Source organism: Streptomyces sp. NPDC005576, assembly GCF_042871745.1.
GTDB lineage: Bacteria > Actinomycetota > Actinomycetes > Streptomycetales > Streptomycetaceae > Streptomyces.
The window spans coordinates 187,557-209,746 of record NZ_JBIAJC010000001.1 but is presented as its reverse complement, the minus strand read 5'-3'; the positions used below and the strand labels follow the sequence as shown (position 1 = coordinate 209,746).

The following is a 22,190-nucleotide window of genomic DNA, read 5'->3' as shown; positions in this document are numbered from 1 at the left end:
CATGGTGGACATGACACGAAACGACATGAACCCCGGGCGCGGAATCGCCATCGAAGTACGGGGGCTGGTGAAGCACTACGGCACCACCAAGGCACTGGACGGTGTCGACCTCGACGTGCGCGAGGGCACCGTGCTCGGGGTTCTCGGCCCGAACGGCGCGGGCAAGACGACGCTCGTACGCGTTCTCTCCACGCTGATCGTGCCCGACGCGGGCCACGCGACGGTCGCCGGGTACGACGTGCTCAAGCAGCCCCGGCAGCTGCGCCGCACCATCGGCCTGACCGGCCAGTACGCCTCCGTCGACGAGAAGCTCTCCGGCTGGGAGAACCTCTACATGATCGGCCGGCTGCTGGACCTGTCCCGCAAGGAGGCCCGCAGCCGCTCGGACGAGCTGCTGGAGCGGTTCTCGCTCACCGAGGCGGCCCGCCGCCCCGCGATGGACTACTCCGGCGGTATGCGGCGCCGGCTCGACCTGGCCGCCTCCATGATCGGCCGCCCCGCGGTCCTCTATCTGGACGAGCCGACGACGGGCCTCGACCCGCGTACCCGCAACGAGGTCTGGGACGAGGTGCAGCGGATGGTGGCCGAGGGGTCGACCGTGCTGCTCACCACCCAGTACATGGAAGAGGCCGAGCAGCTCGCGAGCGAACTGACGGTGATCGACAAGGGCCGCATCATCGCCCGCGGCGGCGTCGACGAGCTGAAGGCGAAGGTCGGCGGCCGGACCCTCCAGATCCGCCCCTCCGACCCGGCCGATCTCCCGTCGATGGCGCGGGCCCTCCACGAGACCGGTCTCGACGGTGTCTCCGGGGCGCAGGCGGTCCCGGACGAGGGCCTGCTGTACGTACCGATCCTGAGCGACGGGCAACTGACCGCCGTCATCGGCCTGCTGGGCACCCGCGGTTTCCCGCTCGCCCACGTCGCCACCGCACTGCCCAGCCTGGACGAGGTGTTCCTCGCCATCACCGGCGGCAGGTCCACGTCCGCCGCCGCTCCGACCGACGAGGAGGTCGCCGCATGAGTACGACGACGCTGACGAAGTCCCCCACCGGCCAGGTGCCGGTACGGCCCGTGAACGACGAGGGGAAGATCGGGCTGCGCGCCAATCTGCGCCACATCGGGGCGCTGACGCGGCGCAACCTGCTCCAGATCAAAAAAGACCCCGAGTCGATGTTCGACGCGCTCCTGATGCCGGTCATCTTCACGCTGCTGTTCACGTACGTCTTCGGCGGTTCGGTCGGCGGCTCCCTCGGCGGCGGCCGCGAGGAGTACCTCAACTACCTGATCCCCGGTCTGATGGCCATGATGGGAATGAACATCGCCTCCGCGGTGGGCACCGGTGTCAACGACGACTTCCGCAAGGGCGTCATGGACCGGTTCCGCACGATGCCGATCGCCCGGTCCTCGGTGCTGATCGCGAAGATCGTGGTGGAGTTGGGGCGGATGATGGTCGCCACCATCATCCTGCTGGCGATGGGCTTCGCGCTCGGCATGGAGATCCAGACCTCGTTCCTCGGTCTGCTCGAAGCGGTCGCGCTCTCGGCGGTGTTCGGTGCCGCCATCATGTGGATCTTCATCCTGCTCGGGCTGGCCATGAAGACGGCCCAGGCGGTCCAGGCGACGGGAATGCTGGTGCTGATGCCCCTGCAGTTCGGATCCTCCATCTTCGCGCCGACCCGGACCATGCCGGGCTGGCTCCAGACGTTCACCGAGTACAACCCGCTGTCGAACCTCGCCGACGCGGCGCGCGGCCTGATGATGGGCGGCCCGATCGCCCACTCGGTCTGGGTGACCCTCGCCTGGGCCGGCATCATCACCGTCGTGATGGCGCCGCTCGCCGTCGCCAAGTTCCGCAAGGCGAGCTGACGGCCGGGAGCGAACACCGGACGAGCACGCGACACCCCTGAGGTTCCCCGTCCCGGACAGCCGCCACGGCTCCGGGGAGGGGAACCTGCTCGTTCTACGCCTCCCTGCCGTGGACCGCCTCGCCGTGGGCCGCATCGCTGTGGACCGCCTCGCTGTGGACCGCCCCGCCGTGGACCGCCTCGCCGTGGACCGCCTCGCTGTGGGCCGTCGCCAGGGCGGTGGCCTCTTCGAGGGTGAGGCCGGCGCCCTCCGCGTACGCCGCCTCGTAGGCCGCGTCCCCGATCACCGTGCGCGCCGCTTCCTCGGCCCGCGCGAGGTTCTGCCGCTCCACCGTGGTGGGCACGTGCAGGTGGGAGAGGTGGGCGGCCTGCGCGCCGAGCAGCCGGGCCGCGTCCCGGGCGCGTTCCGCCCCGCCGAGCCCTGCCAGTGCCCAGGCCGCCGAGACGAGGTGGATGGGGGTCATCTGGGGTGCGACCATCTGCGCCAGCCGGTCGTTCGCCCGGGACACGGCCTCGATCGCGTTCTCCAGGCCCCGCGCGTAGAACCCTTCGAGGTTGTCCAGCCAGGCCACCACGCCCAGTACGAAGCCCTCGAAGATGGCGAGCGTCTGGGAGTGGAACTCCGCCGCCAGCAGCGCCATCTGTTCGCGCGCCTCCGCGACCCGCCCCGTGCGGCCGAGGAGCATGCCCAGGTGCATGCGGGCGAAGGGCGACGCCTCGTGCCCGGCGCCCGTGGGGCCAAGGCCGATGATCTCGCGGAAGATGACCTCCGCCTCCTCGGTCCGGCCGGTCTCCGAGAGGACGTTGGCGTACCGGGTGTGCAGCACCGAGACCTGCGACTGCGCGCCGAGCTGTTCGGCGTACTCCACGGCGGCGAGGTAGTCGTCGGCCGCCGCCCGGTACTCGCCCGCCTGCTCGTTGGCCTCGCCGCGCGAGGCGAGCGCCTCGGCGGAACCCCAGGCGTCCTGGAGCCGGGTGAAGATCTCCAGGCTCTCGTCCGCGTCGGCCCGGGCCGCCGACGTCGATTCGGCCCGGTTGGCGAGCAGGTTGGCCCGGGTCTGGAGCGCCGCCCCGAGCTCCCACTCGTAGCCGTGCTCACGGCAGGCGCGCACGGTCTCGTCCATCACTCCGCTCAGTTCCTCGGTCTCCCCGGTGAGGATGACCGCGAAGATCCAGAGCGAGCCGGGCGAACGGCAGGTCTGCGGCTGACCGGGCCGGTAGGTCCGGGCGATGATCCGCAGCCGCTCCATGCCCTCCTCGGTCATCCACAGGTCCATCTCGTGGTCCATGTTGGCGATCTGGATGAGCCGCGCCCCGCGTCGCGCCTCCTGGAGCTGTTCGGGCTCCATGGGCGGGGGCTTGTCGGTGCACCGCTCGTGCAGGGAGGGCGCGGGCGAACCGGGCGGCGCGAACGGATCGGGGCCCATCGCCGCCACCGTGTCGGCCCACTGGCGGGCGTCGTCGCGCAGGTCGCGCAGCATCCAGTACCAGCCGAGGGAGAGCACGATGCAGAGACACTCGTGCTCGTCCTCCACGGCCGCCGCGTGCCGGAAGGCGGTGCGCAGGTTCTCGTACTCGCGCCGGAACAGCTCCAGGGTGGCGGGCTGGTCGGCGCCGCGCAGCCGGGGGCCCCCGGTACGCGCCAGCTCCCGGTAGAACACGAGGTGGCAGCGGTCGACGGCGGTCCGTTCACCCGCCTCGTCGAGGCGCTCGGAGGCGTACTCCCCCACGGTCTCCAGCAGCCGGTAGCGCATCTCGCCGTCACCCGACTCCTCCGCGACGACGAGGGACTTGTCGACGAGCGAGCCGAGGAGCACGGCGACGTCGCGGAAGTCCACCTCTTCCTCGTGTCCGGTGATCCCGGCGTGCGTGCCGCCGGTGTCGCCCGCGCTCAGGGAGCAGACGGCCTCGGCCGCCGCGAGGGAGCAGCCGCCCGCGAAGACGGACATCCGCCGCAGCACGGCGCGTTCGGCGGTGTCCAGCAGGTCCCAGGACCAGTCCACGACCGCCCGGAGGGTCTGCTGGCGGGGCAGTAGGGTGCGGCTGCCGCTGGAGAGCAGCCGGAAGCGGTCGTCCAGCCGGTCGGCAATCTGCCGGGGGCTGAGCATCCGCAGCCGTGCGGCGGCGAGTTCGATGGCGAGGGGCAGGCCGTCGAGGCGGCGGCAGATCTCGGCGCCGGCCGCGGCGGTCGCCGGGTCCGCGTCGCTCCGGAAGCCCGGCCGGGCGGCGTTGCCGCGCTCCTCGAAGAGGCGCAGCGCCATGGGATCGGGCAGCGGTTCGACCGGACGGACGAACTCGCCGGGTACTCCCAGGGGTTCGCGGCTCGTCGCGAGGACGGTGAGCTGGGGGCAGTGGGCGAGGAGGTGGTCGGCGAGCGCGGCGGCGGCGCCGACGACGTGCTCGCAGTTGTCGAGCAGCAGGAGCATGCGGCGGCGGGAACAGTATTCGGTGAGGCGCACGAGAGGGGTCGCCGTGCTTCCTTCGGCGACGCGCATCTCCTCCGCACCGGCGCCTCGCAGCACGGTCTCGCGGGCGTCGAGCGCGGAGAGCACCGCCTCGGGTACGGCCTCCGGGCTGTCCACGGGGGCGAGTTCGGCCATCCAGACGCCGTCCGGCCAGGCGTCGGCGATCACCTCGGCGGCCTCCTGCGAGAGCCGGGTCTTGCCCGCGCCACCGGGGCCGAGGAGCGTCACCAGCCGGGACCGGCCCAGGTCCTCGCGCAGCGCGGCGATGTCCGACTCCCGGCCGACGAAGCTGGTGAGCCGGGCCCGGAGGTTGCCGGGGGCGGGGCGGGCCGGCGCCCCGGCCGACGGGGCGCCGGGCCGGGCGGACGCGGTAGGGACCTCCGGGACGCCGCTCGCAGGCGTCCGGACGTCGGGTCCGAGCGGTCGGGACGGGAACGCGTGCCCCTCGCCGGCACGGGCCGGGCGGACCGGGCGGATCGGCGGAGCGCTGCCGTGGTGCAGCAACTCCACGTGCAGCGCGCGCAGTTCGGCGCCCGGATCGGTACCGAGCCGGGCGGCGAGCAGCGTGCGCACCTCCTCGTACGCGGCGAGGGCCTGCGCGGTGCGGCCGACCTGGTGCAGGGCGCGGATGCGCAGCGCCTGGAGCGGTTCGTCCAGCGGGTGGTCGGCGCAGAGGGCGACCAGTTCGGGCAGCGCCTCCTCGGCGCGGCCGAGCACGAGGTACGCGCTTCCCCGGGCGCGCCGCGCGGCGAGCCGCCGGGCCTCCCAGCGGGCGGTGACGGCGGTGCGGTCCGGCAGATCGGCGAAGGCGGGGCCGCGCCAGAGCGCGAGGGCCGCGTCGAGGTCGTCGAGCGCCTTCGCGCCGTCCCCGGCCTCCAGGGCCCGGCTCCCCTCCCCCGTCAACCGCTCGAACCGGTGCAGATCCACCGCGTCGGGTCCGGCGGCGAGGCGGTAACCGTTCTCGTCGGAGGCGATGGCGTCCCGGCCGAGCGCCCTGCGCAGGCGGCCCACGAGTGCCTGGACGGCGCCCGGCGCGTCCGCGGGCGGCTCACCGTCCCAGACCTCGTCCACGAGAACCGCCACCGGCACCGCCCGGCCGGGGCTCAGGGCGAGGACGGTGAGCAGGGCACGCAGCCGTGCCCCGCCGAGGGCGACGGTCGTGCCGTCGTCGCGGAGTACCTGGGTCGTACCGAGGATGCAGTAGCGCACGGGGCCATTGTCCGTGAAGGGGATCGGAGCTCGCACAGCCACCCGATATATTCCGATAGCTCGCGCGGCGTCCGACGACTGGGGACCAGACGACCGGGGCCCCTCAGACCCGCAGGGTGTGCGGCTCCGCCGCGCGTCAGGCGGAGGGGAACCGGGTCGCCGGACGCGCGGCGATGACCGGTACGCCGAGGAGCCCCGAGCGGGCACGACGATGCCGGTGGGCCGGGGCGGAGGCCGATCGGGAGGTGCCCGGTGCGCCAGGACCCGGTGCGCCTACTCTCGTCGCATGACCACTGGGATCAGCCGCCACGACCGGCGCATCAGCCCGGTCTTCCTCGGGATCGCCGCCGTCACGGCCGCCGCCGGCGCGGCCGTGTGGACGGGGTTCGCCGAGCAGACCGGGTTCGCCGTCTTCCTGTTCGTCACGGGCGCCTGGATCGTCTCGCTCTGCCTCCACGAGTACGCGCACGCCCGCACCGCGCTGCACAGCGGGGACATCTCGATCGGGGAGAAGGGCTATCTGACCCTCAACCCGTTGAAGTACACGCACGCGCTGCTCAGCGTCGTGCTGCCGGTGCTCTTCGTGATCATGGGCGGCATCGGGCTGCCCGGCGGTGCCGTCTACATCGAGCGGGGCCGCATCCGGGGCCGCTGGAAGCACAGCCTGATCTCGGCGGCGGGCCCGCTGACCAACGTCCTGTTCGCCGTCGTCTGCACGGCGCCGTTCTGGCTGGGCGGCCTGGACGGGGTGCCGCTCGGGTTCCGGTTCGCGCTGGCGTTCCTGGCGATGCTCCAGGTCACGGCCGCGATCCTCAACTTCGTACCGGTGCCGGGGCTGGACGGGTACGGGGTGATCGAGCCCTGGCTGTCGTACCGGGTGCGCCGCCAGGTGGAGCCCTTCGCACCGTTCGGGCTGATCGCGGTGTTCGCGCTGCTGTGGGTGCCGGAGGTGAACGGCGTCTTCTTCGACGCCGTCGACGGGCTGCTGCGGGGGCTCGGGGTCAGCGACTTCGAGACGTACTGCGGGCAGGACCTCTACCGCTTCTGGCGCGCGTTCACCGACCAGCAGGACCCCCGCTGCACGGCCCTGGCAGGACTGTCCGGGTAACGGCCCGCACCGTCGGGCCCGGCGCCCGGCCGTCAGCCGGCCGCGCGGTGACGGCGCAGGTAGAACCAGGCCATGTTGGAGGAGAGCCCCGCCACCAGCACCCAGAGGATGCCCAGCAGGCTGCCCTGCGCGAAGGAGACCACCGCCGCGACGACGGCGAGGGCGCAGACGACGAGGGAGTAGAGGGCGATGCGGGGCATGGGGGAGGCTCCTGTCCGGGGTGGTGCGCGGTCCCGTCCAGTGTCCCTCATGCCCCGTTCCGTTCCGCCCCGGGTGCGGCCCCGGGGCGGAACGGAACGGGGCAGCCGCGTACGGATCACACGTCGTGGCGGATCACACGTCGTGGCGGATCACACGTCGTGGCGGATCACACGTCGGTGGCGCGCAGTCCCGCGTGTGCCTTGTACCGGCGGTTGACCGAGATCAGGTTGGCGACCAGCGATTCGACCTGGTGGGCGTTGCGCAGCCGTCCGGCGAAGACGCCGCGCATGCCCGCGATCCGTCCGGCGAGGGCCTGCACGATGTCGGTGTCGGCACGGGCCTCGCCCAGCACCATCACGTCGGTGTCGATCTCGTCGATCGCGGGGTCCTGGAGCAGCACCGCCGAGAGGTGGTGGAAAGCGGCGGTGACGCGGGAGTCCGGCAGCAGGGCGGCGGCCTGCTCGGCGGCGCTGCCCTCCTCCGGCTTGAGCGCGTAGGCGCCCTTCTTGTCGAAGCCGAGCGGGTTGACGCAGTCGACGACGAGCTTGCCCGCGAGTTCCGCACGCAGCGACTCGAGCGTCTTGGCGTGGCCCTCCCACGGCACGGCGACGATCACGATGTCGCTGCGGAGCGCGCAGGCGGCGTTGTCGGCGCCCTCGATGCCGAGGCCGAGTTCGGCGGCGGCTTCCGCGGCGCGGGCGGCGTCGCGGGAGCCGATGGTCACGCGCTGCCCGGCGCGGGCGAGGCGGTAGGCGAGTCCGCGGCCCTGCGGCCCGGTGCCGCCGAGCACGCCGACGGTGAGTCCGGAGACGTCGGGCAGGTCCCAGGGATCCTTGGCAGGCGCCTTGGGCGCACCGGCACTGTCGTGGGTAGTCATGGCCCCGACACTACTGCGGAGTGCCGGGACTCCGGCCGGATGGTCGGGACCGGGCCGGGGTCGTCCCGTACGGGTGCACCTTCCGTGTCCGGCTGCGGAACGGCTCCGGGCTGCTGCATGATGCCGGGCCATGGATGCCGTGCGCGTGGCGCTGTTGCGTGAGGTGCTCGCCGGGACCGAGTGGCCGGACGCGGCCCGCCGGTTCGCCGGGGCCCTTCGTTCGTCCGTGGTCCCGCAGGGCGGCGGACTGCTGCTGGTCGGGACGGAGACGTACGAGCCCTGGCACCTGGCGGCGCATCTGGTCGACGAGGCGGCGTGGTCGGGGCTGTCCGAGCTGAGTCCCACGCTGGTACGCCACCGGGTGCGGCCGGCCGATCCGGCGCATCTTGCGGTGGGGCTGGGCCGGATCGAGGCGGCCGGTCGGGGCGAGACGCTGCTGCTGGTGGCACCGGAGCGCCCGGACGGCGGACTGCTGGAACGCGTGTGGGACGCCCGGCGCTCGGGGGCGACCGTCCTCACGCTGGGTGGCGGCGATCCCGAGGTGCGGGGGCTCGGCCACGAGGCTCTGGTGGTGACCGACGAGGACGACGTGGACCTGGACGCCGTGCAGCATCTGGTGAGCGCGGCGGCCGGCGAGACCGGCCGGCCGGCCGCGCACGGGCGGCGCTCCTTCCGGGACCGGCTCTCACGGCTGGCGGACCGGCTCACGGCGCCGCCGCCCGCCCGCTGGTAGGTCCCGGCCGTCACGGTGCCCGCGTCCGCGAACCGTGCGGCGGCGTTCGCTGGTGGGGCGGGCCTGCGGGATCGAAACGGGCTTCTTCGGGAGCGTCCGGCCGGTGCCGGTCCGCCTGGGCATCGCGGGTGCGGGTGACATGCTGAGCGGACTGGGCCGTTCCGTCATCTGGAACCAGACCATCCCGGATCCCGACACTGCTGCGGTACGACTCCGCCACCGACGAGAACGCCGTACGCCGCCGGGAGACCGCCCGGGAGGGCCACCGCCGTCACGACGGGCGCCGGCACCCCGGACGCACCGCACCGCCCGGACGCGCCCGCCGCCCCGGGGGTGCCGGGGGCCCGAGGCCGCGGGCGGTCCGGACCGGCCCCGCGCTCCCGGCGGTCAGGAGGCCCCGGGGCCGGGAGGCCGGGGGTCAGGAGGCCGGGGGCCGGTTGCGGTCGTGCCACTTGGGGTCGGTGTCCCACTCCAGGTTCCGCTCCTGCGCGGTGTCCATGGCGTGCTGCGCCGCCTCGCGCGAGGCGTACGGGCCGAAGCGGTCCTTCGCCGGACACTCGGGACCCTCCTCGACCACTTTGTGCTCCAGGCAGTAGTACCACTCGCCCGGTTTGCCGGCCGTGCGCTTCTTGAACAGGGCCATCGGGGCTCCTTTCCTCTGTGCCAGCTTGCCCCAGAGGCGCTGGTTAGACTCGCTGACATGTCTGGTCAGTCGCTGCTCGCACCCGGGGAGATCTCTCCCGTCCGTTCCGTACCCGGAAATGTCCGGCGCCCCGAGTACGTGGGCAAGCCGGGTCCGACGCCGTACACCGGCCCGGAGATTCAGGACTCCGACACCGTCGAGCGGATGCGCGTCGCCGGCCGTATCGCCGCACAGGCGATGGAGGAGGCCGCCAAACGCATCGCCCCGGGCGTCACCACCGACGAACTCGACCGCGTGGCCCACGAGTTCATGATCGACCACGGGGCTTACCCGTCGACGCTCGGCTACCGCGGCTTCCCCAAGTCCCTCTGCACTTCGGTCAACGAGGTCATCTGCCACGGCATCCCCGACTCGACGGTGCTGCGCGACGGCGACATCGTGAACCTCGACGTGACGGCGTACATCAACGGTGTGCACGGCGACAACAACGCGACCTACCTCTGCGGCGACGTGGACGAGGAGTCGCGGCTGCTGGTGGAGCGCACCAGGGAGTCGCTGAACCGGGCCATCAAGGCGGTCCGTCCCGGCCGCCAGATCAACGTGATCGGCCGTGTCATCGAGTCGTACGCCAAGCGCTTCGGCTACGGCGTGGTCCGGGACTTCACCGGACACGGCATCAACACCTCGTTCCACTCCGGTCTGATCGTGCCGCACTACGACAGCCCGCACGCCACCACCGTGATGAAGCCCGGGATGACGTTCACCATCGAGCCGATGCTGACGCTGGGCACCCACGAATACGACATGTGGGACGACGGCTGGACCGTCCTCACCAAGGACCGCAAGCGGACCGCCCAGTTCGAGCACACCCTCGTGGTGACGGAGACCGGGGCGGACATTCTCACCCTGCCGTAGGGGGTACGGGGGGAGCGCGCCGGGCCGCCACCGGCCCGGGTCCCGGCACGCACGCTTACCGACAGGGAGTCGGGAACCTGTTGACTCGGGCATGCCCGAGCAAGAGGATCAGGGAGGTCCGGGGCGGAGACAGCGAACGCGCCGGCGCGCCCCACCTTCCGCCCCTCTCCTGGTTTTCCCGCCCCTCTCGCCCCCCGGAGGCCCGCCTTGGACATAGCCGTCGGCACCGTCACCCCCTTCTCCACGGTCATCCGCACCGCGTCCCACGAGCAGCACACGGAGGCGGAGAATTCGACCTTCATGGGCGACATGCTCGGCGGACGCCTGGGAGTGGACGCGTACACGCGCTACACCGAACAGCTCTGGTTCGTGTACCGCGCGTTGGAGCAGGGTGCCGGACGGCTGCGGGTGGACCCGGTCGCCGGGCCTTTCATCCAGAGGCCGCTGATGCGGCTCACCCGGTTGGAGCGCGATCTGGCGCATCTGCGGGGACCGGAGTGGCGCGAGGGCCTGGAGCCGCTGCCCGCCACGGCCGCGTACGCCGAGCGGGTCGCCGTCTGCGCGCGGGAGTGGCCCGCCGGTTATGTCGCCCACCACTACACCCGCTACCTCGGCGACCTCTCCGGCGGACAGTTCATCCGCGACCGGGCCGAGAAGACCTGGGGCTTCGCGCACAAGGGCGACGGCGTACGGTTCTACGTCTTCGAGGAAATAGCGAACCCGGCCGCCTTCAAGCGGAGTTACCGTGAGCTGCTGGACGCGCTCGACGCCGACGATCTGGAGCGGCGCCGCGTCGTGGACGAGTGCAAGCGTGCCTTCGCGCTCAACACGGCCGTCTTCCGCGAGCTGGGAGAGGCCTTCCCGCTCGGCGCGCGTGAGGCGAAGGCGTAAGGCACGGGCCGGGTAGGACGGTTGCCCCACCCGGGCCCCACCCGGGTCCGTCGCTGCCGGCTCGCTCAGCCCCGGTGGTCGAGCACGACCCGGCCGCCGATCTCCACCGTGCCGTCCGGCGCGGGTGCGGTGAGGATCTGGGAGCCGCGCCCCTGGGTGATGTTGAGGGCCCGGCCGAGCAGCGCGGTGAGCAGCAGGGCGGCGGCTCCGGTCGCCTCGTCCTCCGCGATGCCGTCGTCGCGGCGCGGGAACGCCCGCGCCCGTACGCGCCCGGCCGCCTCGTCCTCCCAGGCCCACACGTACAGCCAGCCCTCCCCCGGCGGGGGTCCGGTCAGCGCCTCGACCTCGGCGGCGGAGTCGTAGCGCACCAGCTCCCGGGGCGGCGCCCACTCCGGGCGGGCGGTGATCCAGGTGAACTCGCCGTCCTGGCGGGCGAACACCTCTCCCACTTCCAGCTCCAGGATCTCCAGATCGAGGAGCCACGCGCTGCCGACCAGCGGATGCCCGGCGAACGGCAGCCGGAGCCCGGGGGTGCGGATGTCCACCCGGCCGCGTTCCGGATCGTCCACGAACACCGTCTCGCTGAAGCCGAGTTCGGCGGCGAGTGCCTGGCGGGAGGTCTCGTCGGGGTAGTCGCACCCGTCCCGGACGACACCGAGGGCGTTCCCGTGCCGGCCGTCGGGGGCGCAGAACACCCGCAGGACGTCGATGCCGTCGGGTACGTCGAATTCGCTCATACCGGCATTCAAGCACCTGTTCGGAACCGCCCGGCGGCCTCATGACCCCGTCGGGCGGCCAGGCGGTGCGGCCGTCCGATATCGACTCCTCGCCGTCGCACGCTTCTTCGCCCCGGTAGGGTTCGGACGGTCAGTGCGGACGGCGGATCAGAAGGCGCAGAAGGCAACGGATGAGAAGGCTGGGTCGGTCGGCGGCGGGGCTCGCGGTGGCGACGGTACTGGGCGTGACGGCGAGCGGCTGCGTGACGGTGCACGGGGAGCTGGAGCAGGTGCCCGCGGCGACGAGGTCCGAGGCGGACCAGGCTCTCGACGACTTCCTCACGGCGTACAACGCGGCGGACGCGGCGCTCGATCCCGCTCTGGACGCCGAGCGGGTGACGGGCGCGCTCGGGGCGATCAACCAGGCAGGGCTGAAGGCCCGGTCGACCTACACCAAGAACCCCGCGGCGGCCCACCGCCCCCTGGAACTGTCGGACGCGCACTACGTCATACCGAAGAAGGCGGGGTGGCCGCGCTTCTTCTTCGCGGACACCGACTCCAACCGTGACGTGGACGAGGGCGACCAGGACACCCGCTGGCTGCTCGTCTTCGAACGGACCGGTCCGGACGCGCGGTGGAGGGTGCCCTATCTCGGGGTCGTGGCGCCCTCGCGGGTACCGGAGTTCGCGTTGGACGCGGACGGGCTGGCGAGGCCCGCCGAGAGCGTGGGTAGCGAACTCGCCGTGCGGCCGCAGGACTTGAGCACCTCGTACACCGGTTACCTGTCCGCCGGGGCGCCGGACGTGTTCGCGGCGGGCGGGACCACGTCGGGCTGGCGGGCCGCCCGCGCGGCGACGAAGAAGCCGGGATTCTCGTACCAGTACATCGACCACCCGCTCGACGGCGCGTTCGGCCCGTTCGGGCTCGCGACGGAGGACGGCGGGGCGCTGGTCTTCTTCAGCAGCAAGCACTACGAACGCCAGACGGCCGCCCAGGGGTTGAAGCCCGAGGTGAACAGGGACACCCGGGCGCTGCTCTCGGGCGAGGTGAAGAGCTCCCTCACCAAGGAGCGCGTCTCCAGCCAGCTGGTGTACGTGCCCGCGCGGGGCGCGGCCGGCGGCGCGAAGGTGACCGTGCTGAACCGGCTGCCGGGACTGGTCGCGGCGACCGGCGAGTGAGCCGGGCGGCCGGGAGGCCGTACGCGCGCTCAGCGGCTCGGCGCCCAGGACCTCAGCCGGCCAGGGGCCTCAGCCGCCCGGTTTCTCAGCGACCGGGTGCAGAGCCAGGACCTCAGCGGCCGAGGGGCCAGGCCACCGCGGCCGGGTCCAGGCCGGTCGCCTCGTCGCTGTCCACGTACACGGCGCAGGCGTCGGTCAGCGCCTCCAGCAGGGTCAGCGGGTCCGGCAGCGGGTGCTCGGGGCCGCGGACCCAGCGCACGTCCAGTTCACCGGGGAGACGGGCGGGCGGGAGCAGGACGTAGCTGCCGCGGCAGTGCCAGCGCAGCCCGGGGTGCTCGTCCATGGTCTCGGGGTGCGAGTCCAGCTCGCAGGGCCACCACTCGTCCTCGTCCTCGGGGGTGCCGCGGGTGGCGGTGAAGAAGAGCATCCGGTCGTCGCCGGAGCGGGCGACGGGTCCGACGTCGATCCCGCGCTCGATCAGCCGCTCCAGCGCACTGACGCCGGCCGAGAGCGGTACGTCCAGCACGTCGTGGACCATTCCGGTGGCGGTGATGAAGTTCGCCAGCGGCTGGCCGTCCGCCCAGCGTTCGATCTGGGCCCGGTCGGTGGTCGACTGGGTCTGCCAGGCGAACGACACGGGGTGACGGGCGGGGGTGGGGCATCCGATGCGCTCGCACGAACATCGGAATCCGAGCGGGTGGGCGGCGGGCGAGATCGGCATCCCCGCTTCGGCGACGGCCAGGAGCATGCCCAGCCGGGCGGAGCCGTCGGCATCGTCCTGCTGCTTGGGTCGTCGCCGCAGCCACTGGGAAATCTTGCCCTCTGTGCCGCGGTTACGGCCGGAATCGGCGCCCATCTATCCCCTCACCTCAGCGTTACCCGTCCATGGTCCCACCATCCTGCGCTTCGGGTGGCCAGAGTCCACCAGCGGGGTGGGAGACCACCACCTTGAGTGAGGGACATCACGTGGGATAGCCCGGCATTGCCGGACATTCCCTCCCATCGGAGAGCGGTCCGCACGGAGGCCGGGGCCCTCCCCGGAGCCCTCCGTCGGGCCCGGACCCGCACCCGTCGGCACCGGGTGAGGGTCACCCGATCGGCGCACTGCGGACGGGGGCCCGCGCGGCGCACCATGGGCTCACGCGCAGACCGCGCCGACCCCGCCTCGCCGCAGCCGGGACTGCCGTTCGTGAGGAGCCCCCGTGCACCGTGACGCCACCCCTCGTCGCTATCTGATGTGCGCCCCGACACATTTCCGGGTCACCTACTCCATCAACCCGTGGATGGACCCGTCCAAGCCCGTCGACCTGCCGCTGGCGCAGACGCAGTGGGAGGACCTCCGGGAGCGCTACCGCGCGCTCGGCCACACCGTGGAGGAGCTGACGCCGCTGCCGGGTCTGCCGGACATGGTCTTCGCCGCCAACGGCGCGACCGTGATCGACGGGCGGGTGCTCGGCGCGAGGTTCGCGCACCCGGAACGGCACGGCGAGGCCGAGGCGCACCGGGAGTGGTTCCGGCTCCACGGTTACGAGGAGTTCCACGAGCCGGAGCACGTGAACGAGGGCGAGGGCGATTTCGCCGTCACCGCTTCCTTCGTGCTGGCCGGCACGGGCTTCCGGTCCAGTCCGCTCGCGCACGACGAGGCGCAGGAGTTCTTCGGGCGGCCGGTGATCGGCCTGGATCTGGTGGATCCGCGCTACTACCACCTGGACACGGCGCTCTGCGTGCTCGACGACGCGGCGGACGAGATCATGTACTACCCCGGCGCGTTCTCCCCCGGCAGCCGTTCCGTGCTGGCCCGGCTCTTCCCCGACGCCCTGACCGCTCGGGAACCGGATGCCGCCGGGCTCGGTCTGAACGCGGTCAGCGACGGTCTGCACGTGCTGCTGCCGCAGGCCGCGACGGGGCTGTGCGATCAGCTGCGGGACCGGGGCTTCGAGCCGGTCCCGATGGATCTGAGCGAACTGCTGAAGGGCGGCGGCAGCGTGAAGTGCTGCACCCAGGAGCTCCGGGACCGGTAGGCGTACCGGGCCCCCGGAGCTTCCGGGTGGTCACTCCTCCTCGGGCGGCGGCGGCCAGGCGTCGCCCCAGTCGGTGTCCCTGGCCGCCCGGTAGAGCGCGCCGTGGCGTTTGGTGACCGTCTCGCGCCGCAGGGCCTCGTCCCGGGTGCAGAGTTCCAGCAGCACCTGGCCCTTGCGGATCTGCGGCCGGCGGGTGACCCGGGCGGCCACCGGCTCGACGGGGAAGCGGGTCGCCACGACGTAGCTGAACTTCTCGTCCTCGTGGCTCAGCGTCCCGCCCTTGACCTGCCGGTGCAGCGAGGAGCGGCTGACCCGGGCGGAGAAGTGGCACCAGTCGGTGCCCGGCTCGATGGGGCAGGCGGCGCTGTGCGGGCAGGGCGCCGCGACGCTCAGCCCGGCGGCGATCAGCCGGTCGCGGGCCTCGATCACCCTGGCGTACCCGTCGGGGGTGCCGGGCTCCACGATGACGACGGCCTGCGCGGCGCCGGCCGCCGCGTCGACCAGCTCGGTCCTGGCGGCGGGGGTCAGCTCCTTGAGCACGTACGAGACGGTCACCAGGTCCGTGGGGGCCAGCTCCAGGGCCGCACCGATCCGGGCGCGCTGCCAGCGGGCGGCCCGCAGCGCGGGGGGCCCGCCGGCCTCGGCCAGCTCACGGCCGAGCGCGAGGGCCGGTTCTGCCCAGTCCAGGACGGTGGTCTCCGGCCCGTCCCACGCTCCGGCGACCGCCCAGCTCGCCGCGCCGGTGCCGCCGCCGACGTCGGTGTGGGTGGCCGGCTCCCACTCCGGCGCGGCCTCGCGGAGCGCGTCGAGGGCGGCCCGTACGGCCTCGAAGGTCGCGGGCATCCGGTACGCGGCGTAGGCGACGACGTCCGCCCGGTCCCGCAGCACCGGCGCGTCGGTCGGGGTCGTCCCGCGGTAGCTGGCGATCAGCCGGTCGACTGCCTGCGTCGCCTGCTTGGGCGGCAGTCCGTCGAGCAGTCCGGCGAGGGCCGTGCGCAGGGCTTCGGCGGTGGGGAGGGTGACGTTCACCGAGGAATTCTAGTGCCGCGCCCGGCAGTGTTTGCTCCATGAGGAGCGGTGGTCGGTGCGTGCGATCGCCAGGCGGCCGGAAGTCCTGGTAGCGGAGCTACCAGGGCTTCCGGTCAACGCCGCGAGTGCGCGTGCCGACCACCGCGACGGGGCAGAGCTTGCCGGGCGCGGCACTAGGCCGCGCCCGGCATGGTCCGCCCCGTGAGGAGCGGTGGTCGCCGGGCTGCGCGGGGCGTGCGGCGTCGGGTGCGTGGTCACGGCGTCCGTCCGGTCACGGGCGCGCGACAGGGACCCGCGTAACTCCGCTCGCCCATGTGGCAGTTGCTACGCTGACCGCCGCGAGACCCGCGACGGCCCAACGGGGGGACCCATGAGACAGAGGATCGTTCGACTGACTCTGGTCGGCGGGGTGGTCTTCCTGGCGCTTCTCCTGCTGCTGGCGACCTGCGGCAAGGGCTCCTCGGACGAGGACGGCACGGACGGCAGGAGCGCGGGCGCGACGACTCCGCCGGCCTCCGCCTCCGCCGCGGCGAAACCCGCGCCCTCCGGGGCGGGGACGCGGACGGTGCTCGACGTGCCGCCGCAGTACACGACGGCGAGCGGCTGGGAGATCGTCGGCGCCTCGCCGGACATCGCCTTCTCCTGGCCGACGGGCACCCTGGCCTATCTGGAGCGTTCCGCGGACCGGCGCTACCGGCTGCGCACCCTCGACACCGCCACCGGGAAGCTGGGGTGGCGGAGCGAGGCGCGCCAGACGCTGGACCCGGAGAGCTATCCCAGGCTGCTGACCGTCTCCCGCGAGGACCGGCAGTTCTTCGTCACCTGGTCGTACGGGAAGGCGGGCGACGGGCTCGCCCCCTCGGAGACGTTCATCTCGATCGACGTGTACGCGGCGGCCAACGGCGACCGTCACCATGTGGAGCTGCCGTGGAACGGCGCTCCGGCGGTCTCCGCGAACGGCCCGGACATCGTGATCTCCGACGCGGACGCGAACGTGGCGCTCATCGACCCGGTGACCGGTGAGACGTCGAAGATCGCCGCCTCGGAGCTGAAGTACCCCAAGGGCTGTACCGCCTGCCGGAAGCTGACCGACGTGGTCGGCCAGACCGGGCAGGGGCTGCTGGTGAGCGGGGCGCGGGAGTTCTGGGTGCCCGGCGGCTGGTACAGCCGGAAGGTCGCGCCGAAGGGGGCCGACCCCGCCACCGGGGTGCCGACGTCCGTGGCGGCGGGGCTGGTGCTGGCGAAGTGGCAGCCGGAGAAGTCCTCCGAGCGGGCGGCGACCCACGAACTGTGGACGGTGCACGACGCGGCGAGCGGCAAGGCGCTGGTGTCGGTCGAGTGCCACCGCCCGGCCATACAGCCGGGCCGCTACCCGCAGGCGGTCGTCCCCCCGTCGGGCGACTATCTGGTCGCCGGGAACCTGGCGTTCGACCTGGTGGCCAAGAAGGGCTACTGCCTGGAGGACGAGGACGGCTCGTCCCACGTGACGCTGGCCTCGGTGACGGACGACGGGATCGCCTACGGCGCCCGGAGCGTGCGGGACGCCGAGGAGGCGCTGGCCGGGGGCGGGGTACCGGTGGTGATGCACTTCGTCGACGGGTCGGACGAGCCGCTCGCCCGCGACGTACGGCTGCCGGTCGCCGAGACGACCGGCATCGGGATCTTCCGCACCACGGACCGTGAGGGCCGGGCACATCTGATCGGCTACCCGCGCGCCGGCTGAGCGGGCTCCCGCGGCGGAGTGCCGTGGGAGCCCGGTCAGCCGGTACAGGGCCGTTTCCGTACCGAGGGAGGGCCGGGGAGGTCCGTGGGGGGCGGGGAGCCGGGGTGGCCTGGCGGCCTGCGGGCTACAGCCCGCCCGCCACCCGCCCCTGCCGCTGCCAGGGGCGGCACATCAGCAGGAAGACGGCCATGGCGGCGGCGGCGCAGACGGTCTGGACGAGGGCCATCGGGACGGCCGTGTCCTCCCCTGCGATGCCCACCAGCGGCGAGGCGATCGCACCGATGAGGAACGAGGTGGTGCCGAGCAGCGCGGAGGCGGAGCCAGCGGCGTGCTTGGAGCGCATCAGCGCCTGCGAGTTGGTGTTGGGCAGCGCCAGACTCATCGCGGACATCAGGACGAAGAGCGTGCCGGCGACGGGAACGAGCCCCACCTCGCCGAAGACCCCGCTGGTCATCAGCAGCAGTGCGACGGCGGCGAGCAGGATCACGGAGAGCCCGACGAGCAGGACCCGGTCGAGGCTGACCCGGCCGACGAGCAGTTTGCCGTTGACCTGGCCGACGGCGATCAGGCCGATCGAGTTGAGGCCGAAGAGCAGGCTGAAGGTCTGCGGCGAGGCGCCGTAGATCTCCTGGATGACGAAGGGTGAGGCGCTGACGTAGGCGAAGAGAGCCGCGAAGGCGAGCCCGCCCGCGATCGTGTAGCCGATGAAGACCCGGTCACCGAAGAGGCCGCGCATGGTGCGCAGGGCCTCGGCGACGCCGCCGGTGTGGCGTTCCTCAGGCGGCAGGGTCTCGTGCAGGCTCTTCCACACGACCAGGGTCAGCAGCAGACCGACGACGGTGAGGACGACGAAGACGCCCCGCCAGTCCGTGATCCGCAGCACCTGTCCGCCGATCAGCGGGGCGACGATCGGGGCTACGCCCGAGATCAGCATCAGGGTGGAGAAGAACCTGGCCATGTCGATGCCGTCGTAGAGGTCGCGCACGACGGCCCGGGAGATCACGATTCCGGCGGAACCCGCGAGGCCCTGGAGCAGGCGGAAGCCGATGAGCATCTCGGCGTTGGGGGCGATGGCGCAGATCGCCGTGGCGGCGACGTAGACGACCATGCCGGTCAGGAGCGGTCCGCGGCGGCCCCACCGGTCGCTCATGGGTCCGACGACGAGCTGTCCGAGGGCCATGCCGAGGAGGCAGGCGGTCAGCGTGAGCTGGACGGTGGCGGCCGGGGCGTGCAGCGCGTCGGTGACGTCGGGCAGCGCCGGCAGGTACATGTCCATGGACAGGGCCGGCAGCGCGGTGAGGCCGCCGAGCACCAGGGTCACCAGGAACGCGGTCCGCCGGGCGGCGGTCACCGCCGGGGCCCCCGGAAGGCCGGTGAGGCCGGGAAGGGCCGGGCCCTCGGGGCCCGGCGCGGGATCGGGAACGGCGGGCCCGGCGATCAGTTGACCGGTTCCCGCCGTAGGTATGTGCTCTTGCTCTCGCTGGGCCCGGCTTCCGCCGCTGTCCGGCATGCTTCATCTCCACATCGTTGACATACGCATCTATGCTCTCAGCTCAGGCGTTGTGGTCGTACCAGATTTAAGGGCGGGGCATGAGCGGGACTGTGCGTTGGGGCATATTGGCGACGGGCGGCATAGCCGCGACCTTCACCAAGGATCTGCTGGGACTGCCGGAAGCCGAGGTGGTCGCGGTGGCCTCGCGCACCGGGACGTCGGCCCGCGCGTTCGCGGAGAGGTTCGGGATCGAGCGGGCCTACGGAAGCTGGGCCGAGCTGGTCGCGGACGACGACATCGACGTGGTGTACGTCGCGACCCCGCACTCCGCGCACTACGAGGCGACCGCGCTGGCGCTGCGCGCGGGCAAGAACGTGCTCTGCGAGAAGGCGTTCACGCTGGACGCCGGGCAGGCCGCCGAACTGGTCGCGCTCGCCCGGGAGCGCGGGCTCTTCCTGATGGAGGCCATGTGGACGTACGCGAACCCGGTGATCCGCCGCATGACGGAGCTGGTGCACGAGGGCGCGATCGGTGAGATCCGCACCGTCCAGGCCGACTTCGGGTTCGCGGGCGACGTGGGTCCTGAGCACCGGCTGCGCAACCCCGCGCTGGGCGGCGGCGCGCTGCTGGACCTGGGGGTCTACCCGGTGTCCTTCGCGCACCTGCTGCTGGGCGAGCCGGACCGGATGCAGGCGGACGCACTGCTCTCCCCCGAGGGCGTGGACCTGAACACCGGAATACTGCTGGGCTGGGAGTCGGGCGCGACCGCGCTGCTCTCCTGCTCGATCGTGGGCCACCACGCCACGGCGGCGACCGTCGTCGGCACGAAGGGCCGCATCGACCTCCCGCGCGACTTCTTCCACCCCGACCACCTGCTCCTGCACCGTGCGGGCTCCTCGGACCCGGCACCGGAGAAGATCGTGACCGGTCCGGGCCCGCAGGGCCTGTCCGGCATGCAGTACGAAGCGGCCGAGGTGATGCGCGCGCTGCGGGCGGGTGAGACCGAGTCCCCGCTGGTGCCGCTGGAGGGTTCGCTGGCGGTGATGCGGACGCTCGACGCGGTTCGGGACCGCATCGGCGTCCGCTACCCCTCCGACTCCCGCACGGAGAGCGACGCCTGACCGACCGTCAGATCAAGGGCCCGTATGGGGTTGCCGCGTGGAAGAAAGAGCGGGGCTGGGTGCGTGCGACCGCGGGGCGCCGGAGCGCCCTGGTAGCCCCCGACGCCGCGAGCCAACCCCATACCGGCCCTGAGGCTCAGGCCGGCGTCAGCCCCGGGTTGCCCGCCTCCGTCACGAAGGAACCGGCCGTCGTGACGGGGGCGCCGGGCGTGGTGACGGCGTCCACCGCACGGAAGTCGGCGCGGGCGTGGTCGTCTTCGAGGGTGACGAGCGCGTAGCCGCGGCGGCCGTCGTAGAACTTGAGGTGCGCATTGGCCGCCATCTGGTTGTTCCAGTTGGCGGGCTTCACCGAGCCGTCCTTGCCGCTGGTGATCGAGGTGGTGACGATCTCCGTGCCGACGGTACGGGACGAGGGGTCGTCGAAGTCCTTCTTCAGGTCGAAACCGTAGGCGACGTGCACGTCGCCGGTGAGGACCAGCAGATTGTCGACGCCCGCCGACTCGGCGCCGTCCAGCACCCGCTGCCGGGAGGCCGGGTAGCCGTCCCACGAGTCCATCGAGAGCTTGTAGGCGGCGGTGGGCACGTCGCGCCGCTGGGCGAAGGTGACCTGCTGGGGCAGGACGTTCCAGGTGGCGCGCGAGGTGCGCCAGCCGTCGATCAGCCACCGCTCCTGGGTGGCGCCGGTCAGGGTGCGGGCGGGGTCCTCGGACTCCGGTCCGGGGACCTTCCAGCCGTCGCCGTACGCCTGGTCGCTGCGGTACTGGCGGGTGTCCAGGATGTCGAACTGCGCGAGGCGGCCGAACCGGAGCCGCCGGTAGAGACGCATGTCGGGGCCGGTGGGGCGCTGCGGGGTGCGCAGCGGCTGGTTCTCCCAGTACGCGCGGTAGGCGGCGGCCCGGCGGAGCAGGAACTCCTCCGGGGGCACGTTGTTCTCGGGTACGTCGTCGGCGTAGTTGTTCTCGGTCTCGTGGTCGTCCCAGGTGACGACGAAGGGGTGCGCGGCGTGCGCGGCGCGCAGGTCGGGGTCGGACTTGTAGAGGGCGTACCGCAGCCGGTAGTCCTCCAGGGTCAGCGTCTCCCGGTTGAAGACCTCGGGGAGCACCCGGTCGGTGTAGGCGCGGGCGCCGCCGGTGGGGGTGACGGCGTACTCGTAGAGGTAGTCGCCGAGGTGGAAGACGGCGTCGACGTCCTCGGCCGCGAGGTGGCGGTAGGCGGTGAAGTACCCGTCGTGGTAGGCCTGGCAGGAGACGGCGGCGAGCCTGACCGCGTGGTTGCGGGCGTGCGGGTCGGGGGCGGTGCGGGTGCGGCCGGTCTCGCTGGTCCAACCGCCGGTGCGGAAGCGGTAGTAGAAGGTGCGGCCGGCTTCGAGGCCGCGGACCTCGGTACGGACGCTGTGCGCGAACTCCGGGTGGGCGGTGGCGGTTCCGCGCCGGACCACCCGGCGGAAGCGCTCGTCGTGGGCGAGTTCCCAGCCGACCTGGACGCGGGCGGCGGGCAGCCCGCCGTCCGCCTCGTACGGAAGCGGGGCGAGGCGTGTCCAGAGCAGGAGGGAGTCGGGCAGCGGGTCGCCGGAGGCCACTCCGAGGGTGAACGGGTTCTCGGTGATCCTGCGGGGGTCGAGTTCGGCGGCGCTCGCCGTACCGGCGGCCGGCAGGTGGACGGCGAAGGCGAGGGCGGCGGCGGCGCCGGTGGTGGTGAGGAAGCGGCGGCGGCCCACGCCCTGACTGTGGCGGCGGGCCGCGGCGCGGAACCCGGCCGGGTGGTCCGGGTGTCCGGTGTCCGTGGCGGTCGGTGCGGGCGTCATGGTCTCTCCCCTGGCAGGTGGGTGTCGAGGGGTGCCCGGCCTCGGCCCGCCGGACGCCCTCTGGGCATTGGAGTGCGGAACGGCGTCCTTCGGTTGTCGGGTACACAACGTCCGGGTGGCGGGGTGATGAGCACCGCGTGCGGAGGCGGCGGACGTGACCTCCCGCGTTCCCGGAGGTGACAAATGACTGTCCGGAAGG

At 72.7% G+C, this 22,190-nt stretch carries 19 protein-coding genes; 10 read left to right on the top strand and 9 right to left on the bottom strand.

The window, feature by feature from the left end:
- Nucleotide 1 precedes the first annotated feature (1 nt).
- A complete protein-coding gene (locus ACFYPN_RS00975) occupies nucleotides 2-1,021 on the top strand; it encodes an ATP-binding cassette domain-containing protein (protein ID WP_358765672.1) in 1,020 nt (339 codons plus the stop codon).
- Nucleotides 1,018-1,866, top strand: coding sequence for an ABC transporter permease (locus ACFYPN_RS00970; RefSeq protein WP_358765670.1), 849 nt, complete (start codon nucleotides 1,018-1,020; stop codon nucleotides 1,864-1,866). The genes ACFYPN_RS00975 and ACFYPN_RS00970 overlap by 4 nt, the downstream gene beginning before the upstream one ends.
- A gap of 94 nt (nucleotides 1,867-1,960) precedes the next feature.
- On the opposite strand, the gene ACFYPN_RS00965 is transcribed toward ACFYPN_RS00970, so the two are convergent.
- Nucleotides 1,961-5,539 carry a BTAD domain-containing putative transcriptional regulator gene (locus tag ACFYPN_RS00965; protein ID WP_389296360.1) on the bottom strand — a complete coding sequence of 1,193 codons (3,579 nt, stop codon included), beginning with the start codon at nucleotides 5,537-5,539 and terminating at the stop codon, nucleotides 1,961-1,963.
- Nucleotides 5,540-5,825: 286 nt separating this feature from the next.
- Between ACFYPN_RS00965 and ACFYPN_RS00960 the strand changes: the two genes are divergently transcribed.
- Nucleotides 5,826-6,647 carry a site-2 protease family protein gene (locus ACFYPN_RS00960; protein WP_389296359.1) on the top strand — a complete coding sequence of 274 codons (822 nt, stop codon included), beginning with the start codon at nucleotides 5,826-5,828 and terminating at the stop codon, nucleotides 6,645-6,647.
- A 32-nt stretch (nucleotides 6,648-6,679) separates the two neighbouring features.
- On the opposite strand, the gene ACFYPN_RS00955 is transcribed toward ACFYPN_RS00960, so the two are convergent.
- Both ACFYPN_RS00955 and npdG read right to left on the bottom strand, forming a co-directional pair.
- Entirely contained in the window at nucleotides 6,680-6,847 is a 168-nt protein-coding gene (locus ACFYPN_RS00955) for a hypothetical protein (protein WP_358765664.1), read from the bottom strand.
- 167 nt (nucleotides 6,848-7,014) lie between these two features.
- A complete protein-coding gene (gene npdG / locus ACFYPN_RS00950) occupies nucleotides 7,015-7,725 on the bottom strand; it encodes an NADPH-dependent F420 reductase (RefSeq protein WP_358765662.1) in 711 nt (236 codons plus the stop codon).
- A 130-nt stretch (nucleotides 7,726-7,855) separates the two neighbouring features.
- On the opposite strand from npdG, the gene ACFYPN_RS00945 reads away from it, so the two are divergent.
- Complete coding sequence (locus tag ACFYPN_RS00945) at nucleotides 7,856-8,458, top strand: hypothetical protein (protein WP_358765661.1); 603 nt, start codon at nucleotides 7,856-7,858, stop codon at nucleotides 8,456-8,458.
- A 418-nt stretch (nucleotides 8,459-8,876) separates the two neighbouring features.
- On the opposite strand, the gene ACFYPN_RS00940 is transcribed toward ACFYPN_RS00945, so the two are convergent.
- On the bottom strand, nucleotides 8,877-9,101 hold the full coding sequence (locus ACFYPN_RS00940; protein ID WP_358765659.1) for a hypothetical protein: 225 nt from the start codon (nucleotides 9,099-9,101) through the stop codon (nucleotides 8,877-8,879).
- A 57-nt stretch (nucleotides 9,102-9,158) separates the two neighbouring features.
- Between ACFYPN_RS00940 and map the strand changes: the two genes are divergently transcribed.
- Nucleotides 9,159-10,016 (top strand): type I methionyl aminopeptidase, encoded by an 858-nt coding sequence (gene map, locus ACFYPN_RS00935; protein WP_358765657.1) that lies wholly within the window; start codon nucleotides 9,159-9,161, stop codon nucleotides 10,014-10,016.
- 213 nt (nucleotides 10,017-10,229) lie between these two features.
- Nucleotides 10,230-10,907: a heme oxygenase (biliverdin-producing) gene (locus ACFYPN_RS00930; protein ID WP_389296573.1), complete on the top strand. Its 678-nt coding sequence runs from the start codon at nucleotides 10,230-10,232 to the stop codon at nucleotides 10,905-10,907.
- A gap of 65 nt (nucleotides 10,908-10,972) precedes the next feature.
- On the opposite strand, the gene ACFYPN_RS00925 is transcribed toward ACFYPN_RS00930, so the two are convergent.
- Nucleotides 10,973-11,644: a PhzF family phenazine biosynthesis protein gene (locus ACFYPN_RS00925; RefSeq protein ID WP_358765653.1), complete on the bottom strand. Its 672-nt coding sequence runs from the start codon at nucleotides 11,642-11,644 to the stop codon at nucleotides 10,973-10,975.
- A 170-nt stretch (nucleotides 11,645-11,814) separates the two neighbouring features.
- Here ACFYPN_RS00925 and ACFYPN_RS00920 point away from each other — a divergent pair, with 170 nt between their 5' ends.
- Nucleotides 11,815-12,801, top strand: a complete 987-nt coding sequence (locus ACFYPN_RS00920; protein WP_389296358.1) for a hypothetical protein — start codon at nucleotides 11,815-11,817, stop codon at nucleotides 12,799-12,801.
- A 112-nt stretch (nucleotides 12,802-12,913) separates the two neighbouring features.
- On the opposite strand, the gene ACFYPN_RS00915 is transcribed toward ACFYPN_RS00920, so the two are convergent.
- Nucleotides 12,914-13,657: a bifunctional DNA primase/polymerase gene (locus tag ACFYPN_RS00915; RefSeq protein WP_358765649.1), complete on the bottom strand. Its 744-nt coding sequence runs from the start codon at nucleotides 13,655-13,657 to the stop codon at nucleotides 12,914-12,916.
- A gap of 346 nt (nucleotides 13,658-14,003) precedes the next feature.
- Between ACFYPN_RS00915 and ddaH the strand changes: the two genes are divergently transcribed.
- Entirely contained in the window at nucleotides 14,004-14,822 is an 819-nt protein-coding gene (ddaH, locus tag ACFYPN_RS00910) for a dimethylargininase (RefSeq protein ID WP_358765647.1), read from the top strand.
- Between the two features lie 30 nt (nucleotides 14,823-14,852).
- Here ddaH and ACFYPN_RS00905 read toward each other — a convergent pair whose 3' ends face one another.
- Entirely contained in the window at nucleotides 14,853-15,851 is a 999-nt protein-coding gene (locus ACFYPN_RS00905) for a small ribosomal subunit Rsm22 family protein (RefSeq protein ID WP_389296357.1), read from the bottom strand.
- Between the two features lie 370 nt (nucleotides 15,852-16,221).
- Between ACFYPN_RS00905 and ACFYPN_RS00900 the strand changes: the two genes are divergently transcribed.
- A complete protein-coding gene (locus ACFYPN_RS00900) occupies nucleotides 16,222-17,574 on the top strand; it encodes a hypothetical protein (RefSeq protein WP_389296356.1) in 1,353 nt (450 codons plus the stop codon).
- A gap of 124 nt (nucleotides 17,575-17,698) precedes the next feature.
- On the opposite strand, the gene ACFYPN_RS00895 is transcribed toward ACFYPN_RS00900, so the two are convergent.
- On the bottom strand, nucleotides 17,699-19,084 hold the full coding sequence (locus ACFYPN_RS00895) for a Bcr/CflA family efflux MFS transporter (RefSeq protein ID WP_389296355.1): 1,386 nt from the start codon (nucleotides 19,082-19,084) through the stop codon (nucleotides 17,699-17,701).
- Between the two features lie 80 nt (nucleotides 19,085-19,164).
- On the opposite strand from ACFYPN_RS00895, the gene ACFYPN_RS00890 reads away from it, so the two are divergent.
- Complete coding sequence (locus tag ACFYPN_RS00890; RefSeq protein ID WP_389296354.1) at nucleotides 19,165-20,187, top strand: Gfo/Idh/MocA family protein; 1,023 nt, start codon at nucleotides 19,165-19,167, stop codon at nucleotides 20,185-20,187.
- A gap of 136 nt (nucleotides 20,188-20,323) precedes the next feature.
- Here ACFYPN_RS00890 and ACFYPN_RS00885 read toward each other — a convergent pair whose 3' ends face one another.
- Nucleotides 20,324-21,991 (bottom strand): alkaline phosphatase D family protein, encoded by a 1,668-nt coding sequence (locus tag ACFYPN_RS00885; protein ID WP_389296353.1) that lies wholly within the window; start codon nucleotides 21,989-21,991, stop codon nucleotides 20,324-20,326.
- Nucleotides 21,992-22,190: the final 199 nt, after the last annotated feature.

What these genes read in the sequence shown, in the direction of transcription:
- ACFYPN_RS00975 (WP_358765672.1), top strand. Translation starts at nt 2, where the DNA reads ATGGTGGACATGACACGAAACGACATGAACCCCGGGCGCGGAATCGCC.
- ACFYPN_RS00970 (WP_358765670.1), top strand. Translation starts at nt 1,018, where the DNA reads ATGAGTACGACGACGCTGACGAAGTCCCCCACCGGCCAGGTGCCGGTA.
- ACFYPN_RS00960 (WP_389296359.1), top strand. Translation starts at nt 5,826, where the DNA reads ATGACCACTGGGATCAGCCGCCACGACCGGCGCATCAGCCCGGTCTTC.
- ACFYPN_RS00955 (WP_358765664.1), bottom strand. Translation starts at nt 6,847, where the DNA reads ATGCCCCGCATCGCCCTCTACTCCCTCGTCGTCTGCGCCCTCGCCGTC.
- npdG (WP_358765662.1), bottom strand. Translation starts at nt 7,725, where the DNA reads ATGACTACCCACGACAGTGCCGGTGCGCCCAAGGCGCCTGCCAAGGAT.
- ACFYPN_RS00945 (WP_358765661.1), top strand. Translation starts at nt 7,856, where the DNA reads ATGGATGCCGTGCGCGTGGCGCTGTTGCGTGAGGTGCTCGCCGGGACC.
- ACFYPN_RS00940 (WP_358765659.1), bottom strand. Translation starts at nt 9,101, where the DNA reads ATGGCCCTGTTCAAGAAGCGCACGGCCGGCAAACCGGGCGAGTGGTAC.
- map (WP_358765657.1), top strand. Translation starts at nt 9,159, where the DNA reads ATGTCTGGTCAGTCGCTGCTCGCACCCGGGGAGATCTCTCCCGTCCGT.
- ACFYPN_RS00925 (WP_358765653.1), bottom strand. Translation starts at nt 11,644, where the DNA reads ATGAGCGAATTCGACGTACCCGACGGCATCGACGTCCTGCGGGTGTTC.
- ACFYPN_RS00920 (WP_389296358.1), top strand. Translation starts at nt 11,815, where the DNA reads ATGAGAAGGCTGGGTCGGTCGGCGGCGGGGCTCGCGGTGGCGACGGTA.
- ACFYPN_RS00915 (WP_358765649.1), bottom strand. Translation starts at nt 13,657, where the DNA reads ATGGGCGCCGATTCCGGCCGTAACCGCGGCACAGAGGGCAAGATTTCC.
- ACFYPN_RS00900 (WP_389296356.1), top strand. Translation starts at nt 16,222, where the DNA reads ATGAGACAGAGGATCGTTCGACTGACTCTGGTCGGCGGGGTGGTCTTC.
- ACFYPN_RS00895 (WP_389296355.1), bottom strand. Translation starts at nt 19,084, where the DNA reads ATGCCGGACAGCGGCGGAAGCCGGGCCCAGCGAGAGCAAGAGCACATA.
- ACFYPN_RS00890 (WP_389296354.1), top strand. Translation starts at nt 19,165, where the DNA reads ATGAGCGGGACTGTGCGTTGGGGCATATTGGCGACGGGCGGCATAGCC.
- ACFYPN_RS00885 (WP_389296353.1), bottom strand. Translation starts at nt 21,991, where the DNA reads ATGACGCCCGCACCGACCGCCACGGACACCGGACACCCGGACCACCCG.